This window comes from Micromonospora sp. NBC_00362, from assembly GCF_026342155.1.
GTDB lineage: Bacteria > Actinomycetota > Actinomycetes > Mycobacteriales > Micromonosporaceae > Micromonospora > Micromonospora hortensis.
Genome location: NZ_JAPENH010000001.1, coordinates 4,715,157 through 4,731,911, shown reverse-complemented (window position 1 = coordinate 4,731,911; position 16,755 = coordinate 4,715,157). Strand labels below are relative to the sequence as shown.

Here is a 16,755-nt window from a genome sequence, read left to right as displayed (position 1 = left end):
GGCCTGTTTCACCTAGGTCAGGCTGGGCCGCACCGCTCAGTCGGTCAACGACCGGACATCCCACACCCACACCCCGCCATTGAAGACCGGTTGGATCCCGGTCAGCTCGGTCATGCCCCGGCGCAGCGCGGCCTCGTGCTCGTGTGGCCCGAGGATGACCACCCCGGCCCGCCAGTAGCGCAGGTCGTCGACCGCTCGGACCCGACTCTGCGGGGTGATCGGCGGCACCGCCCCGGTGCGCCGGATGGTGGCGAAGAAGCTGCTGGTGGGACGGGGAGTCGCACCGAACAACGCGACCTTCGGCGGATCGGCGTTCGGGCGGGTGTCCGGGCCGAGGAAGTAGCCACGGGCCAGCGGCATGTCCAGCCGGGTCGCCGCCGACCAGCGCAACGGCTCGGCGTAGGTGGTATCCGGCAACGGCAGGGTCACCACACTGCGCCCACCGGCCACATACGGCCGCCAAGCCCCACTGGTCACGAAGCTGGGGACCGGGTCGAGGCGGGCCACGGGCAGCGGGGTGGGGACGATCGGCAACAGGGCCATCGTGAGCACTGTGGCGGTGACGAAGCGGACCTGCCCCCGAGCGGCCGGGTGCGCGTCGGCCAACTCGCGGGCACGTTCGGCGCCGTAGGCGAGCAGCAGCCCGATGATCGGGGTGATCGCCAACGCCCAGCGTGTCGGCACCACCGAGTGCAGGATGGGCAGGTTCTCCAGAGCGGCCCAGGGGCCCGGCACACCCGTACCCCGATTGTCGAAGCGGACCTCCCGGCCCAGCGAGAGCACCGCGAAGAGCAACCCGAGCGCGGCCAGCGCGAGCACCACGATCGAGCGGCGCAGCCACCAGACCACTGCGATCACCAGCACCACCAGCGCCCAACCGAAGAAGCTGTTCTCCTCGGTCGGGTTCTTGGCCAGGCCCGCGGCGGTGCGCGCGCTACCGGCCAGCGACTCCCGGGAGTACGCGACGAACGAGGCCACGTCGCTGGAGTAGCCGCGGATCAGGCGGGACAGCCCGGAGTACGCGTCCGGTCCGAAGAACTGGACGTACAGGGGGTACGCGAGCAGGAGCAGGGCGACCCCGGCGGCGACGGCCAGCCCGGCGAGGAAGGATCGGGCCCGCGACCGTAGATCCGCGCGGCCGACGGCGAGCACGCCGACGACCACGCCGAGACCGATCGCGGTCATCAGCAGGATCTCCAGGTTGAGGAAGGCCTGCCAGACGATGACCAGCGCGAGGAGGACCCCGTTGCGCAGCCAGCGGCCCGGTTCACCGAGTCGTAGCGTGCGCCAAATGATCAACGGGACGACGAACTGCGACACGATGTTCGGATGCCCATTGGCGTGCGACACCATGGCCGGCGCGAACGCGCAGAAGCCGGCGCCCAGCCACGCCGGCCCCCGGCTGCCGATCAGGACCCGGGAGAGCAGGAAATACCAGGCCGTGGCCGTGGCAATCATGCCGGCGGTGAGAAAGATCAGAAATGACGCCCGCGGCCCAAACAGTAGGGTGATCGGCGTCATTGGCAATGAAATGGATAATACGGACGTATTGGCCATCAGATTGACGCCGTCGGGGACGTTCATCTGATTGGAATGGAACGGATACGCAAAGTGCGTGACTACTCGCGCACCGTGGGCCATCATCCATTCGAACTGCGACTGGTCGGACTGGTTGTCCCGCACGTCGCTGCCCGGGTCCAGCCAGAGTCGACAGGTGATCCAGAAGCCCAGCACCACGAAGCTCAGCACGGCGGCCAGATCGGCCCACATCCCCCTGCGGGAAGGCCGAACGGCACCGGAGGCCCCCTCCGCCGACGGCGCGGCGGCCGGGCCGCCGCTGTCGCTGGGCACGTCCGGTTCAGGAGTAGTCATGACAATTCATAGGGTAGTCAGCGCATGACGCCGCCGTGACATGTTTCGGGGTACTGCCGTACTATGTGCCGGGTTCGCCGACCGCCGATCACGAACCCACCCCCCGACCACAATTCGGCCACCCCGATGCCCCGATTCTTTCGCCGTCCCAGCGGATGATTCACACTGTCGGTCCAGGCACGGGTCGAGTTCATATCGTGAGGAATCGACGCATGGCAGAAATCACTGGGGATCAGCGCGTGCAGTCCGAGGTGCTGGAAGGCCTGGCAACCGCTGTCAACCACCGTCGCTGGTTCATCGAACTGGCCGTGCCGTACCTCGGCGACGACCCGATCGAGATCGGCAGCGGTCTCGGTGACTACGCGCTGGAATGGTCCGAGCGGCTGCCGCGGTTCACCGCCACCGAGGCCGACCCGGACCGGCTGGTGCAGCTCAAGGAGCGCCTCGCCGACCGTCCGAACGTCGACGTCCGGCAGATGCTGCTGCCGCACAACGACCGGGGCGACTACAGCGCCGCCGTCTCGTACAACGTTCTGGAGCACATCGAGGACCACGTGGGCGCGCTACAGAGCATGCGCGACCTGGTCCGACCCGGCGGCGCCGTGATCATCATCGTGCCCGCGTTCCAGTTCGCGATGGGCCCGGCCGACATCGCCACCGGGCACGTCCGCCGCTACACGAGGAAGACGCTCGGGGCGGCGATGACCGACGCCGGTCTGACCATCGAGAAGATGCACTACGCCAACGCGCTCGGGTTGATCGGCTACTTCATGGCCACCAAGGTCTTCCGGCTGATGCCGAAGGAAGGCCCGATGGTCAAGGTGTACGACACCCTCGTCCTGCCCGCCACCAAGGCCGCCGAGCAGCTGATTCTCCCGCCGTTCGGCCAGTCCGTCTTCGCCGTAGCCCGCGTCCCAGCCTGACCCCGCCCCGCCCCGGCCCGGCCCGGCCCGGCCCCGGCGATCTTGCACTTTCTGTCGTCCTTATGCCCTTTATGTCAAGGATGTCGGGACAGAAAGTGCAAGATCGCGGGAGCTGGGGGCGGGGTTAGTCCTTGATCTGGTACGTGGGGCGGATCACCGCTCTCGCCAGCGTGTGGAACGTCAGGTTGAAGCCGACGTAGGCGGGGCTGGCGTCCGGGGTCAGGTCCAGGCGGTCGACGTCCAGGGCGTGTACCGCGAAGACATACCGGTGCGGGCGGTCGCCGGCCGGCGGAGCCGCGCCGCCGTAGCCCTGCTCGCCGTAGTCGTTGCGAACCGAGAACGCTCCGCCGAGGTCGGTGCCCGCCGCGCCACCAGCCCCGGTGGGCAACTGGGTGACGTTGACCGGCACGTTCACCAGCACCCAGTGCCAGAAACCGCTGCCGGTCGGCGCGTCCGGGTCGTAGCAGGTCACCGTGAAGCTCTTCGTCTCGGCGGGAAAATCCGACCAGGTCAGCTGCGGCGAGACGTTGTCACCCCCGGTGCTGCCATGCGCGTGCCGGGCGTCCATCGGCTCGCCGTTCCGCACGTCGTCGCTCGTCAGCGTGAACGAGGGCAGCGTCGGCAGCAGCTCGTACGGGTCCGGGGCGATCGGTCGTTCCAGGGTCATGGTGACGCGTCCTTCCGATGTGCGGAGATACCAGCCCCTTCTTACCCCGCCACGGCCCTGCCGACGACCGGAAGCACGCGCTGACCCAGCGTGGATTCGCAGAGCTACGTTTGAGGTCGGGCAGCGTTCCGCAGGGGGACATCGTGGCCGGCATCTGGCGGGACTTCGTGGGGGCTGTTGTCACCGCGTTCCGCCGCCGGGACGAGCGAGCCATCGCCGACGAACGCCGACGCGCTGTCGAGCGACTGGCCGAGGAGACGATCCGCCGGGAGCGGCGGACCACCGACCCGCCGGAGTGACCGGGACGCGGCGCGCCGGACTGCCACCTCGCAACCGGTGAAGATGACCTGATGGGGCGGATCTTCCGGTCGCGGCCGGTGGCGACCGCGGAGACACACCGGTCCACCCTGTTCGAGATCTTCTTCGATCTGGTGTTCGTCTTCGGGCTCATCCGGGTCACCACGTTCATGAGCGAGCGGCCGTCGCCGGTGGCGCTCACGCAGGGATTCCTCGTACTCCTCTTGCTGTGGATCTCCTGGGTGGTCTACTCCTGGCTGGGCAACCACGTCCGCATCGACGTCGGGCTGATCCGTGCCGGTGTGACGGTCTCGATGGCGGCCGTCTTCCTCGTCGCACTGGTCATCCCCGACGCCTGGGCGACCGGGCCGGGCACGACGAGACAACGCCTGATCCTGGTGCTGGCCTACGTCACGCTCCGAGTTATCGCTCTCGCGCTCTTTCACTGGGCCGCTGCGGGCAACCGACAGTTGAGCAGGACCATTCGTCTGTATGCCCTCTCGACCGCGCTGTCCTGGATCCCCTTCGTCCTCGGCGCCGTGTTCGGCGGCACCGCACAGCTCCTGCTCTGGGCGGCGGCCCTCACCATCGACATGGGCGGCGGGGTGGTGTCCTCGGTGCTGAGCGGGTGGCCGGTGCGAAGTCCCAGTCACTTCGCGGAGCGACACAGCCTCGTGGTGATCATTGCGCTCGGCGAGTCCCTGATCTCGGTCGCCGCCGGCGTCGGGGTACAGCGGATCCGCGGACCGATCCTGTTGGCCGCAGTTCTTACGCTGGCCGTCACCGTGTGCCTGTACTGGCTGTACTCCTCCACGGCGATGGCCGCCGGCCAGGCGTTGATGATGGAGTCCGGGCTGCGGCGGGCCCACGTGGGTGCCAACGCCTACACCCTTGCCCACTTTCCGCTGCTCGCCGGGACCATCTACGTGGCATTGGGAGTCGAGCAGGTGCTGGCTGGCCTGGCACGCGAGGAGTCCCACGGCATCTCGGATTGGATGCCTGCCGTCGCGTTGTTCGGCGGGACCGCCCTGTTCCTCGCGGGCCGGGCGACGTTCCTGAGTCTCAGCGTCCGGTGCCTACGACCGGGGCAGTTCGTCGCTCCCGTCGTGGCGCTGCCGTTGCTCCCCGCCGGGCGTTACCTGCCCGGTCTGGCCGCTCTCGGCCTGCTCACCGCGTTCCTCGCCGTGCTGCTCAGCTACGAGGCGCGGACCAGGAGATCGACTCGGGTTCGTGATGTCAGGGTGTCCCAGGAGTCCTGACACCCCGACTTCCGGGACGTCGAGTGGGTCAAGGTGGCGGAGGGTGTGGGATTCGAACCCACGAAGACATCGCTGCCTTACCGGTTTTCAAGACCAGCGCCATCGGCCACTAGGCGAACCCTCCTGGGCCGCCACCCGTGGGCGTACGGCCACGCATAGTCTGCCACGGCTCGCTCCGGTCGGCCCGGCGTCCCTCCCCGGTGCGCCGGCCAGGCGGTCTGAGGTGTCCACTGTGGGCTGGACGGTGCGCCTGCGACACCCGGGAAGATCAGGAAGACTGAGCCCATGCGAGCCATCACGATTCCGCAGCCCGGTGGTCCCGACGCGCTGGTCTGGGCCGAGGTGCCCGATCCGGAGCCGGGCCCGGACGAGGTGATCGTGGATGTGCGGGCCAGCGGAGTCAACCGCGCTGACCTGCTGCAACGGCAGGGGCATTATCCGCCGCCGCCGGGCGCGCCCGCGTACCCCGGGTTGGAATGTTCTGGGGTGATCACGGAGGTTGGCGCGGAGGTCGCCGGGTGGGCGGTCGGGCAGCAGGTCTGCGCGCTGCTGGCCGGCGGCGGGTACGCGGAGCGGGTGGCGGTCCCCGCCGGGCAGTTGCTGCCGGTGCCGGCGTGTGACCCGGTCGACGCGGCGGCGCTGCCCGAGGTGGCCTGCACGGTCTGGTCGAACCTGGTCCAGGTGGCCCGGCTCGGTGCTGGCGACACGCTGCTGGTGCATGGCGGCGGCAGCGGGATCGGCACCTTCGCCATTCAACTCGGGGCGGCCCTCGGCGTGACAGTGCTCACCACCGCGCGGGAGGCCAAGCACGACCGGCTGCGTGAGCTGGGCGCGGCACACATCATCGACTACCGGGAGCAGGACTTCGTCGAGGAGGTCCGCCGGGTCACCGACGGGCGCGGAGTGGACGTCATCCTCGACATCATGGGTGGGTCCTACCTCGGGCGGAACGTCTCCGCGTTGGCCAGCGGCGGTCGGCTCGTGGTGATCGGGATGCAGGGCGGGCGCAAGGCCGAGTTGGATCTCGGCACGCTGCTGGCCAAGCGGGCGAGCGTCACCGCGACGTCGCTACGGTCCCGTCCGCTCGCCGAGAAGGCGGCGATCGTCCAGGGCGTACGGGACGAGGTGTGGCCGTTGGTCGAGGCGGGCCGGATCCGGCCGATCGTGGACCGGCGGCTGCCGATGACCGAGGCGGCGCAGGCGCACCGGCTCGTCGAGTCGAACGACCACTTCGGCAAGGTGCTGCTCACCCGCCCGCCGGGCGGCGGGTCCGCCGTCAGTTGAGCGAGCCTTCCAGCGTCGGATCGTCAGTCGGTCGGGACAGCACCAGCCGGGCGCCCGGGCCCTCGCCGGCCAGCGTGTCCTCCGGGTTGTTGAGCGTGCAGCGCTGCAAGGACAGGCAGCCACAGCCGATGCAGCCGTCCAGGTCGTCGCGGAGCTTGCTGAGCAGCCGGATCCGCTCGTCCAGCCGGCTGCGCCAGCTCGCCGACAGTCGCGCCCAGTCCTGTGGGCTGGGGGTGCGCGCCTCGGGGAGCGAGTCGAGTGCCTCCCGGATCTCGTCGAGCGAGACGCCGACCTGCTGGGAGATCCGGATGAAGGCGACCCGCCGCAGCTCGGCGCGGGCGTAGCGGCGCTGGTTGCCGCCGGTGCGGTCGGCGCGAATCAGCCCGAGCCGCTCGTAGTAGCGCAGCGCCGACGGTGCCACCCCGGAGCGGGCGGACAGCTCACCGATCGTCAATAGATCCGGCATCACCAGGTCCTTGAGTTGAAGTCCACTTCAACTCACACAGTAGTGGCATGACCACGACACTGACCACCGACAGCAGCGCCCGACTGCCCGGGCTGATCCGGCGACTGACCGGCGACGAGAAACACGCGCCGAGTGCGCACTCCACCGTCGACGTGCTCCAGGTGCTCTACGACCGGGTGCTGTGGGTCACCCCCGACACCGCAGACGACCCGGAGCGGGATCGGTTCCTGCTCTCCAAGGGCCACGGACCGGCCGCCTACTACGCGGTACTCGCCGCGCACGGCTTCATCCCGGACGCCTGGCTCGACGACCTGGCCGGGCCGGAGAGCCGGCTCGGCCACCACCCGGACCGACTCCTGGTGCCCGGGGTCGAGATCGGTTCCGGTTCCCTCGGGCACGGGCTCGGGCTGGCCGTCGGCACCGCGCTCGGCCTGCGCGCTCAGGGGCTGCGCAAACCCCGGGTGTACGTGCTGCTCGGCGACGCCGAACTGGACGAGGGATCCAACCACGAGGCGATCGCGTACGCGGGAGCGACCGGCCTGGACAGCCTCACCGCGGTCGTTGTCGACAACTCGTCGGCCAGCCACGGGTGGGCCGGTGGCATCGCCAGCCGGTTCACCGTCAACGGGTGGACCGCCGACACCGTCGACGGCCGGAACCACGAAACCCTGTACGCGGCGCTGACCGGGCACCGACCACGACACCCGCACCTGGTGGTCGCCCGCATCGAGAGCAAGGGATGACCGACATGCGTACCGCCTTCATCGACACCACCACAGCGCTCCTCGACGAGGATCCGCGTACCGCACTGGTGCTGGCCGACATCTCGGCGAGCCAGTTCGCCTCAGCCGGCAACCGCCACCCGGACCGGGTGCTCAACGTCGGGATCCGGGAGCAACTGATGATCGGTGTGGCCGGCGGGCTCGCCCTGACCGGGCTGCGTCCGATCGCGCACTCGTACGCGACGTTCCTGGTGGACCGGACGTACGAGCAGATCAAGTTGGATCTGGACCACCAGGGTGTGGGCGCCGTCCTGGTCAGCATCGGCGCGTCGTACGACGGGTCGGCTGAGGGCCGCACCCACCAGTCGCCCGGGGACGTGGCGCTCTTCGACTCGCTCGGTGACGGCTGGACGGTTCGGGTGCCCGGCCACCCGGACGAGGTGGCGCCGCTGCTGCGCAACGCCGCGACCAGCGACGATCCGGTCTACCTGCGGCTCTCCGAGCAGCGCAACGCCGAGGCGTACCCGGACGCCACGGGGCTACTGGTGCTCCGGCGGGGCGTGACGGACGCGCCGCTCGTGGTGGCGGTCGGGCCGATGCTCGACCCCACACTGGCGGCGACCGAGGGAATGGACGTGACAGTGGCGTACACCCACACGCCCCGGCCGCTCGACACGCGCGGGCTGCGGGCGCTCACCAACACCGATGTGGTGCTGGTCGAGCCGTACCTGGCGGGAACGTCGAGCGCGCTCGTCAGCCGGGCCCTGGCGGACGTACCGCACCGGCTGCTCGCCCTCGGGGTGGGTCAGACCGACCTACGACGGTACGGCGATCCGGCGGACCACGCCCGGTGGCATGGTCTGGACGCCGACGGCCTGCGGAGGTCGATCAGCGCGTTCCTGGGGTCAGTTGGCGGCTGAGACGGCGGGGCGGCGGCGAGCGCGCTCGCGCCCGAGGATCCAGATCGCCTCGACGCCGTCCTTCCAGGTGATCTTCTTGCCCTCTTCCCGACCGCGCGCCCGGTAGCTAATCGGCACCTCGTACGGCCGGATCCGGCGACGCAGGAGCTTGCCGGTCACCTCGGCCTCCATGCCGAAGCCGCGCGAGCGCACCCCGAGCGACCGGTAGAGCGCCACCGGCATCAGCTTGAAGCAGGTCTCCAGGTCGCCGATGTACGAGTTGAACAGCACGTTCGCCGCCATCGTGACGCCCTTGTTGCCCATCACATACCAGAAGCTGTAGGCGCTGTGGCTGCCGAAGGTGCGATTGCCGTAGACCACCGTGGCGCGACCGTCGAGCACCGGGTCGAGAAGCTTGGGGATGTCCTGCGGGTCGTACTCCAGGTCGGCGTCGAGGATGACCATGTAGTCACCCTCGGCGCTGTCGACCGCCGTCTTGATGGCGGCGCCCTTGCCGGCGTTGCGCTGGTGGGTGATGACCCGCAGGCGTGCGTCGTCGGCGCGACCGAGGACCTCGCCGGTGCCATCGCGGCTGCCATCGTCGACGACTACCAATTCGATCTCACAGGGATAGTCCACCGCCAATGCCTGCTTGAGGGCATCCGCGATGCGTTCTTCCTCGTTGTAGACCGGCATGAGGATCGAGAGCTTCACGGGGATCTCCACGGTGGCGGCAACACGTCGGCCATAGCCTAGCCTGGTTGGTTTGTTTACCACGTACCGCTACCGCTGGGCAGCCGGCGCGGCGGCCTCAGATCAATGGTGTTTACTTCCGCCATGTCGGCTGCCGGCTCCCTGCTCGCGGTGGTTCCCGCCGCCGCGGTGCTCCTGCTCATCGTCGCGGCGATGCCACGTGAGGCTGGCGCGGTGGCACCGCTGCGGCTCGCCGTGGTGCGCGCCGTCCTGCTCAGCGGGGCGTACGCGGTGCTCGTCGTCGAGGTGCTCGGCGCGTCTCACGCGCTGACCCGAGGCGCGTTCACAGTCGCCTGGCTGCTCTTCCTGGTCGCGGCCGCGGCGGCGGCCGGTCTGCGCTGGCGACGGGCGACCCGCCTCGGGCAGCCGCCCGCTGCCACACCAGTGCCGGTCAGCGCCGCGCCGGCAGTCAGCACCGCACAGCGGCCGGTGCCGGTCGGCGCTGTGGTGTCCGGTGGCGGACCCGACGTGTCCGCCCCCGCCGAGAGCGATGAGCCCGCCCCCGCGCCGACCCGGGCTGGTCGGGGGGTCGCTGACCTTCGTGCGGTGGCGGTCGACGCGTGGCGTACGGCCCGGCCGGGTGAGCGGCTCCTCGCCGGCACTGTCGGCGGGCTGATCCTGGTGGAGCTGCTGGTCGCGCTGCTGGCCGAACCGAACAACTTCGACTCGCAGACGTACCACCTGCCGAAGGTGGAGCACTGGGTGGCCCAGGGCGACCTGGACTTTTGGCCCACCGCCATCCACCGGCAGGTGACCATCCCGCCCGGAGCCGAGTACCTGCTGCTGCACCTGCGCCTGCTCACCGGCGGGGACCACCTGCACAACCTGGTGCAGTGGGCGGCCGGAGTGGTCTGCCTCCTGGTGGCCGCACGGATCACCGCACAGCTCGGTGGCGGCCGGCGGGCCCAGTTGCTCACCGCGTTCGTGCTGGCGACCACGCCGATGGTGGTGCTCCAGGCGACCAGCACGCAGACCGACCTGATCTGCGCGGCGTGGGTGGCCTGCGCGGCGACACTGGTGCTGGACGGGCTCAGTCGACGGACCGGCTGGGGCACGCTGCTCGGGCTGGGGGCGGCCACCGGACTGACCGCGGTGACCAAGACCAGCGGCCTGATCGCTGTCGGCCCGCTGCTGGTGCTCTGGGGACTGGCCCAGTTGAGGCTGGCCCGGACCGATCAATCGGCACCGGCGGACCCGGCGACACCGGGTGGGGGTCGGCGGTCCTGGCCGGTCGGCCGGCTGGCCCGCACCGTCGGCGGTTCGGTGCTGATCCTGGCGGTCGCTGCCGTGGTGGTCGGCCCGTTCCTGGCCCGGGTGACAGCCGAGTTCGGGCACCCGCTGGGGCCACCCCGGCTGCGTGAGTCCATCCCCATGGAGCGGCACGACCCGGCGTCGATAGTGGTCAACGCACTGCGGATCGGGCACACCGCGTTCGACACGCCGCTGGCACCGTTGCGTCGGGCCGGGGCGCAGGTGATCATCGGCGGCGCCGAGGCGATCGGCGTCGACCCGCAGGACCGCGCGATCACCTTCGGGCGTGAGCTGTTCCCGGAGCCGGCCTGGTATCCGGACGAGGACCGGGTGGCGTTTCCGCTGGCCGGGGCGCTGGCGGTGATCGGTGCGGTGATCGCGCTCGCCCGCCCACGGCGGATCGCGCCCGAGCGGGCCGGGTCGCTGCGGGCGTACGCCGTGGTGGTGCTGACCGCCGTGCTGCTGCACACCGCGATGATCAAGTGGCAGCCGTGGGGAAACCGGCTGCTGCTCTACGCCGTGGTGCTCGCCGTGCCCCTCGCCGGCCTGTGGCTGGACGCTCTCCTGCGCAACCGCGCGGGTGGGCGTCGCTCGGTTGCCGCAGTGGCGGCCGTCACCGTGCTGGCCACCTCGGCGCTGGCCGGGGTGCTCGCGCTGTCGTACGGCTTCCCGCGCCGGCTGGTCGGCGCCGGCTCGGTCTTCACCACCTCGGACTGGGACACCCGGTTCCTGCGCCGCCCCCAGTGGGCCGACGAGTTCCGCTGGGCGGCGACCGCGGTCCAGGACAGCGGTGCGCGACGGATCGGGCTGGTGCAGCAGAACGACAACTGGGAGTACCCGTGGTGGCTGCTGTTGCGGCAGCCCGACGGCCGCTCACCGGACCTGGTGGCGTTGCAGTCGGTCCTGCCGGAACGACCGCCGGCCGACCCCTCATCGGTCGACGCGATCGTCTGCACCGGCAACGAGGCGGCCTGCGCCAAACTCGTCCCGGCCGGCTGGCGGCTGGAGTTCCGCGGCTACGTCGGCTACGCCCTGCCGCCGGGCCGCTGAACCAGAGGTCCACCGCACCGCCGCCAGGCCGGTGAATCTAGAAGCCGGCCGCACCGCCGCCGGGCCGCTGAACCAAAGCCGGCCCCGCTGCGCCGTGGCGCTGGGCGCGCGGGCCCGGATAGTCCGATCCGGGCGGTTCGGCATCCCGCGCGCAAGGATCTGAAGGGCATTCACATCTACCGATCCGCACGTTACCGTCTGGTAACTCAATCGACGTCCCGCGATTGAGCCGAAAGGAGTGCGTCGATGCCTGCAATCCCCGCCAGGCCCGGACGCGCGACCCGACGACGGGCCATCACCGTCGCCGTCGCCGTCGCCGCTCTCGTCCTACCGATGCTCGCCGGACCGGCCACCCCCGCCGCCGCCGCCGATCGACCAACCGTCCAACCACTCCCCGCCAACCTCGAAGCCATCCGGGCCGCCGAGGCGACCGCCCTCTACGGCAGCCCGGCGATCCGCCCGATCGAGCAACGCCGGACCGCGTTGATCACCATGGGCGACAGCGAGATCTCCGGTGAGGGGGTCGGCAACTACGTCCCGGGCACCCACCAGGACGGCAACTGGTGCGACCGCTCGTACGACCAGGCGGTCTTCCGCACCGGCATCACGTCGGACGCGCAGTACAACATCGCCTGCTCCGGTGCCACCCCCTGGAACCTGATCGCCGGCGGCCCGACCCAGCACAACGAGCTGAACCAGGGCGACCACCTGGGTATCAAGGCGCGCAACACGCACGTGAAGCTGATCTGGGTGGTGGTCGGCGCGAACGGTGACGGCACCATCCAGTTCGGTCCGGTCGCCACCGACTGCGCCGTCCGCCGGGTCTTCTTCCAGGGCGCCTGCTACCCCACCTACACCGACCAGTGGACGATCCGCACCGACGGCAGCCGGCAGGCCGTGGAGTCGGCGCTGACCGACATCCGGCGGACCATGACCAACGCCGGCTACCTACTGTCGGACTACGAACTGGTGCTGATGTCGTACCCGAGCCCCGGCAGCCCGGACGTTGAGGACAACCCGAACTTCCCCGGCTGGTACTCCGGCGGTTGTCTGCTCTACCTGGCCGACGCGGCGTTCGCCCGGAACAAGGCGGTACCGATGTTCGAGTCGGCGCTGCGCTCGGCCGCCGCGAACACCGGCACCCGCTACCTGGACGCCAGCCGGCTCTTCCACGGGCACGAGGTGTGCACCGACAACACCTCGGTCCGTGGCCTCTTCATCGAGGTCGGCATCTGGAACGAGAACGCCGCCCGGCAGTCGTTCCACCCCAACGCCCGCGGACACGGCATGTTCGCCCAGTGCATCACCCAGTTCTGGAACTCGGGGCAGACGCGGGCCAGTTGCGTCGACCCGGCCAGCACCGGCGGTGGCGTGCTCTACCCGGGTCTGTTGGAGTTCAAGCAACTGCGCAACCTGGCCACCGGCACCTGTGTCGACGGCAAGGGGTACGACTCCCGCAACGGCACCGCGCAGCAGCCGTACTCCTGCCACGGCGGGCGCAACCAGGGCTTCTGGTACGACTCGGCCCGACGGTCGCTGCACTCGGAGCTGTCCCACGACCGGTGCCTGGACGTCGCCAACAGCTCGATGACCGCCGGCACCGCTGTCAACATCTACGACTGCAACGGCACCGGCGCGCAGCAGTTCGTCTTCGTGGGCAACCAGATCAGGCCGGCGAGCACCAACAACCTCTGCGTGGCGTTCGACAACCCGCTGCTGGGCAGCTCTCGGCTGCGGTTGGCGAACTGCTCCACCAGCACCCGGCAGCAGTGGTCGTTCGAGGCCCGTACCGCCGCCAACCCGGTCGGCTACGGTCACGACGACTTCATCGGCTCCCGCGTCTACTGAGCAGGGAAGGGGCCCTGGCGCCGGCCAGGGCCCCTTCGCTCACGTGGCGCGGGGAAGGAGGACGAGGCGGGCCACACCCTTGTCGCCGTCCTTCGCGCCGGCGACGCCGACCGTCGCGCCGACAGTCACCTCGCTCGGCTGCACTGTGGCCCGCCGCTCGACGACCCGCAGATCGTCGCCGAAGGTCCAGGTCATGGTGAAGCCGTCGGTGGACTTGACGGTCATCGAGTCGCCGTCGATCGCTGTCACCTCGCCGCGCTGCACCGCGACGGTCTGCGTACCGCCGTCCTTGGTCTTCACCACCGCCTCGCCGTGCAGTGTGTTCTTGCGCAGCAGCACGCGGGCCTGGCGACGTTTGCGCCACTCCTCACCGCGCTTCTCCCGGGCCTTCTCCTGGGCGCTGGGGGACGCACCCGGCGTCGGCGTGGCCGGTGCGGCAACGGTCCGCACGTCCAGGTCGTCGGCGTCGAAGCCCATCGCGGTCAGCGCCTGACCCTCGACTCCCATGGCGGCGGCGACCTCGACGGCGACATCCCGGGCAGGCTGGCTGGCCACCTCGGCCGCGCCGCACCCGCTGACGCCGAGCGCGACCGCCGCGAGCAGTGCCGTGGTGCCGGTGGCGATACCCCAACGTGGCATGACTCTCCCTCTCGTCAGTGGAGCCCCCAGCCTTCCCGGGAACGACGAGCGGAGCGTCAGGCCGATGTTCGGGTCAGGTAAGGATCACCCGGCAGCCGGACGGTGAAGGCGGCACCGCCCTCCGGCGCGTGCCCCGCGGCGATCTCCCCGCCCAACCGGCGGACCAGCCCGGCGGCCAGCGCCAACCCCAGTCCGCTGCCCACCTTGCGCACCCCCCGGTAACGCTCGTGCAGCGCACCGCGTTCGAAGGCCACCGCCAGGTCGTCGTCGGTGAAGCCGGGCCCGCCGTCGCGAACCTCCAACACGCCGCCGTGCGCTGGGTCCGCACCGGCCGGCCGGACCGCGAGCACCACCGGCGACCCCGGGGGTACGACCCGCAGCGCGTTCTCCAGCAGCCCGTCCAGCACCTGCCGGATCCTCCCCGGATCGGTGTACGCGGGCACCGGCTGACCGGGCGTCTCCACCCGGAACGGCACGCCCACCGCCGCGCACCGACCGGACCAGGTCGGTTCCGCGTCCACTGCCAGTTGGGTCAGGTCCACCGGCACCGGTTCCAGGGGGAAGTCGGCAGCCTCCAGCCGGGCCAGTGCCAACAGGTCGCCGATCAGACGGTCCAGGTGTTGGGCCTCGGCCAGCATCGTCCGACCGGTGTCCACCGTGTCGTCCGCGCCGAGCACCCCGTCGGCGAGCGCCTCGGCGTACCCCCGGATCGCTGTCAGCGGGGTGCGCAGCTCGTGCGAGACGGAGAGCAGGAACTCCCGCTGTCGGCCCTCGCTGGTCGCCAGCGCGGTAGCCAGACCGTTCAACGCCTCGGCCAGGTCGGCGACCTCGTCCGGCGACTCGAGGGGCACCCGGACGGCGCGGTCACCCGCGCGCAGCCGGGCGGCGGCGGTGGCCGCGACCCGGATCGGCCGGGCCAGCCGACGGGCCAGCAGCAACCCGGCCACCACACCGGCGGTCAACCCGGCCAGCAGCGGTAACCAGAGACTGAGCAGCACCTGGGCCCACAGCCCGTTGGCCAGCGGACGGGAGAGCACCACCCCGTTGCCGCCGGGCAGGGCCCGGCCTTCGACCAGGGCCCGCCCACCGTTTACCGAACGGCGGGCCGACACGTTGCGGCCCTGCCCGATCCGCTGCACCACCCGGGGTGGCAGACCCGCCCGGTCGACAGCCCCACGGCGGATCAGGTACGCGTCGATGCCCTGGTCGCGCAGTTGCTGGATGAGCCGTTCCTCGTCGGCGCTGCGACCCCGGTCGAGGCGGGTCCGCAGCACCTCGGCGGCGAGTCGGGCCTGGGCGGCGAGCGCCTCCTGCTCGCTGCGCTCCGCGCCACGGATCGCCAACGGCACCGCGACGATGGCGGTGACCAGCACCGACACCAGCGCTACCGCGCAGGTGACGAGCACCGCGCGGGCGGTCAGCGTACGGCCGAGTCGGCCTCGTCGGGGTGCGGTGGGTGGGGCGGCGCCGACCACCGGTAGGGCCATTGTCGGCGACTCGACGTGCCCGGGGTGGTCAGGCATCGACCGCGTACCCGACGCCGCGATGCGTCCGGATCACACTCACCGCGCCGAGCTTCGCCCGCACCTGGGCGACGTGCACGTCCACCGTCCGGGTGCCGGCGTGCGCCGCGTAGCCCCAGACTCCGGCCAGCAGCTCCTCCCGGGTGAAGACCCGACCGGGCCGGGCCATCAGGTGGGCCAGCAGGTCGAACTCGGTGGAGGTGAGCTGCACCGGGGCACCGGCGGCGGTGACCGTGCGGCGGGCCGGGTCGAGCGTCACCGGGCCGACGACACGTGGCCGATCAGCGCCCTCCGGGCCACCGGCGGATCGGCGCAGCACCGCCCGGACCCGGGCAACCAGCTCTCTGGGGCTGAACGGCTTGGTGACGTAGTCGTCGGCGCCCAACTCCAGCCCGACGATCCGGTCCACCTCGTCGTCCCGGGCGGTGAGGAAGATGACCGGGGTCCAGTCGCCGGCCTCGCGCAGCCGGCGGCAGATCTCGGTGCCGGGCAGACCCGGCAGCGCGATGTCCAGGACGCAGGCCACCGGGCGCAACCGGCGGGCCGCGCTCAGACCGGCGTCGCCGTCACGTTCCAGGTGGACGCCGAACCCGTCCCGGGTCAGGTAGAGCCGGACCAGGTCGGCGATGGCCGGCTCGTCCTCCACGACGAGGACGAGCCCGCGATGCGGTGGTTCGACTGTCACCGGCCCATGATTGCCGACTGGGAAGGCTCGACGCGATCGGTGTGTGTTCGAGTTCGGTAAAGGCGGCGCGACGCCGGTCGGGGTCAGCTCACCAGGACGGAGCGAACATCCCGGGCCGGGCGGCGGCCGGTGCGTCGCCGATGCTGGCGACGACCCGCGCGCCGGGCGGCCGCAGGCGGGTCCGGAACGCCTGGTTGAGCAACGCGTCGAGCTGCCAGACCTGCTTCGGGTGACTGGTCCGGATCAGGAACCGCTCACGGATCCCGTCGATAGCGGTGGCCGCCATCTCCACCGACTGCAGCCGCGGGTCCGGGCTCCAGGTGACGTTGCTCAGCTCGCGCAACTCGGTGTTGAGGTGCAGGCGCAGCCGGTGCAGGAGCCGGGTCTGCTGGGTCACCACCAGGCGGCGGTGGGTGAGTAGCAACAGGTAGTCGCCGGTGACCGGGCGGTCGGGGCGGCTGCAACGGGTGACCAGGATGGTGGCGTCACCGGAGCCGACGCAGCGCCGGAAGACCGGCATGTGCCGGCTCACCGTCTGCACGGCCAGGCCAGCCTCAGCGGCGGCCGGGAGGAACGTTCGGGAGAAGACGTCCATGACCTGCCCAACGACGCCCCCA

The 16,755-nt window shown here is 70.8% G+C and carries 16 protein-coding genes and 1 tRNA gene; 8 read left to right on the top strand and 9 right to left on the bottom strand.

The features are described from left to right. Positions 1-36 precede the first annotated feature (36 nt). Positions 37-1,770 (bottom strand): hypothetical protein, encoded by a 1,734-nt coding sequence (locus tag OG992_RS21790; RefSeq protein ID WP_238687693.1) that lies wholly within the window; start codon positions 1,768-1,770, stop codon positions 37-39. A 314-nt stretch (positions 1,771-2,084) separates the two neighbouring features. Between OG992_RS21790 and OG992_RS21785 the strand changes: the two genes are divergently transcribed. After that, the gene (locus tag OG992_RS21785) at positions 2,085-2,795 is read left to right on the top strand and encodes a class I SAM-dependent methyltransferase (protein WP_266304159.1); all 711 of its coding nucleotides are present in this window, start codon (positions 2,085-2,087) and stop codon (positions 2,793-2,795) included. Positions 2,796-2,919: 124 nt separating this feature from the next. Here OG992_RS21785 and OG992_RS21780 read toward each other — a convergent pair whose 3' ends face one another. After that, on the bottom strand, positions 2,920-3,462 hold the full coding sequence (locus OG992_RS21780) for a YbhB/YbcL family Raf kinase inhibitor-like protein (RefSeq protein WP_238687521.1): 543 nt from the start codon (positions 3,460-3,462) through the stop codon (positions 2,920-2,922). A 143-nt stretch (positions 3,463-3,605) separates the two neighbouring features. On the opposite strand from OG992_RS21780, the gene OG992_RS21775 reads away from it, so the two are divergent. Beyond that, positions 3,606-3,761, top strand: coding sequence for a hypothetical protein (locus OG992_RS21775; RefSeq protein ID WP_266304158.1), 156 nt, complete (start codon positions 3,606-3,608; stop codon positions 3,759-3,761). A 51-nt stretch (positions 3,762-3,812) separates the two neighbouring features. Continuing rightward, positions 3,813-5,018, top strand: coding sequence for a low temperature requirement protein A (locus OG992_RS21770; RefSeq protein WP_266304157.1), 1,206 nt, complete (start codon positions 3,813-3,815; stop codon positions 5,016-5,018). A 34-nt stretch (positions 5,019-5,052) separates the two neighbouring features. On the opposite strand, the gene OG992_RS21765 is transcribed toward OG992_RS21770, so the two are convergent. Beyond that, positions 5,053-5,142: transfer RNA gene (locus tag OG992_RS21765), tRNA-Ser, on the bottom strand. 161 nt (positions 5,143-5,303) lie between these two features. Between OG992_RS21765 and OG992_RS21760 the strand changes: the two genes are divergently transcribed. Beyond that, positions 5,304-6,302: an NAD(P)H-quinone oxidoreductase gene (locus tag OG992_RS21760; RefSeq protein WP_266304156.1), complete on the top strand. Its 999-nt coding sequence runs from the start codon at positions 5,304-5,306 to the stop codon at positions 6,300-6,302. On the opposite strand, the gene soxR is transcribed toward OG992_RS21760, so the two are convergent. Beyond that, positions 6,295-6,768 (bottom strand): redox-sensitive transcriptional activator SoxR, encoded by a 474-nt coding sequence (soxR, locus tag OG992_RS21755; protein ID WP_266304155.1) that lies wholly within the window; start codon positions 6,766-6,768, stop codon positions 6,295-6,297. The genes OG992_RS21760 and soxR overlap by 8 nt on opposite strands. 47 nt (positions 6,769-6,815) lie before the next feature. On the opposite strand from soxR, the gene OG992_RS21750 reads away from it, so the two are divergent. Beyond that, positions 6,816-7,511 carry a transketolase gene (locus OG992_RS21750; RefSeq protein ID WP_238687526.1) on the top strand — a complete coding sequence of 232 codons (696 nt, stop codon included), beginning with the start codon at positions 6,816-6,818 and terminating at the stop codon, positions 7,509-7,511. Positions 7,512-7,516: 5 nt separating this feature from the next. Further along, on the top strand, positions 7,517-8,410 hold the full coding sequence (locus OG992_RS21745; RefSeq protein ID WP_266304154.1) for a transketolase family protein: 894 nt from the start codon (positions 7,517-7,519) through the stop codon (positions 8,408-8,410). Here OG992_RS21745 and OG992_RS21740 read toward each other — a convergent pair. Further along, positions 8,396-9,103 carry a glycosyltransferase family 2 protein gene (locus OG992_RS21740; protein WP_091397575.1) on the bottom strand — a complete coding sequence of 236 codons (708 nt, stop codon included), beginning with the start codon at positions 9,101-9,103 and terminating at the stop codon, positions 8,396-8,398. The genes OG992_RS21745 and OG992_RS21740 overlap by 15 nt on opposite strands. Before the next feature lie 123 nt (positions 9,104-9,226). Here OG992_RS21740 and OG992_RS21735 point away from each other — a divergent pair, with 123 nt between their 5' ends. After that, positions 9,227-11,443, top strand: coding sequence for a glycosyltransferase family 39 protein (locus OG992_RS21735; protein ID WP_266304153.1), 2,217 nt, complete (start codon positions 9,227-9,229; stop codon positions 11,441-11,443). A gap of 246 nt (positions 11,444-11,689) precedes the next feature. Next, a complete protein-coding gene (locus OG992_RS21730; RefSeq protein WP_266304152.1) occupies positions 11,690-13,291 on the top strand; it encodes a ricin-type beta-trefoil lectin domain protein in 1,602 nt (533 codons plus the stop codon). 39 nt (positions 13,292-13,330) lie between these two features. On the opposite strand, the gene OG992_RS21725 is transcribed toward OG992_RS21730, so the two are convergent. The 4 genes from OG992_RS21725 to OG992_RS21710 form a co-directional block, all read right to left on the bottom strand. Then, positions 13,331-13,930: a hypothetical protein gene (locus tag OG992_RS21725; RefSeq protein ID WP_266304151.1), complete on the bottom strand. Its 600-nt coding sequence runs from the start codon at positions 13,928-13,930 to the stop codon at positions 13,331-13,333. Between the two features lie 56 nt (positions 13,931-13,986). Beyond that, positions 13,987-15,453, bottom strand: a complete 1,467-nt coding sequence (locus OG992_RS21720) for a HAMP domain-containing sensor histidine kinase (protein WP_266304150.1) — start codon at positions 15,451-15,453, stop codon at positions 13,987-13,989. Next, the gene (locus tag OG992_RS21715) at positions 15,446-16,138 is read right to left on the bottom strand and encodes a response regulator transcription factor (protein ID WP_238687532.1); all 693 of its coding nucleotides are present in this window, start codon (positions 16,136-16,138) and stop codon (positions 15,446-15,448) included. The genes OG992_RS21720 and OG992_RS21715 overlap by 8 nt, the downstream gene beginning before the upstream one ends. Before the next feature lie 88 nt (positions 16,139-16,226). Beyond that, positions 16,227-16,733, bottom strand: coding sequence for a hypothetical protein (locus OG992_RS21710; protein ID WP_112675276.1), 507 nt, complete (start codon positions 16,731-16,733; stop codon positions 16,227-16,229). Positions 16,734-16,755: the final 22 nt, after the last annotated feature.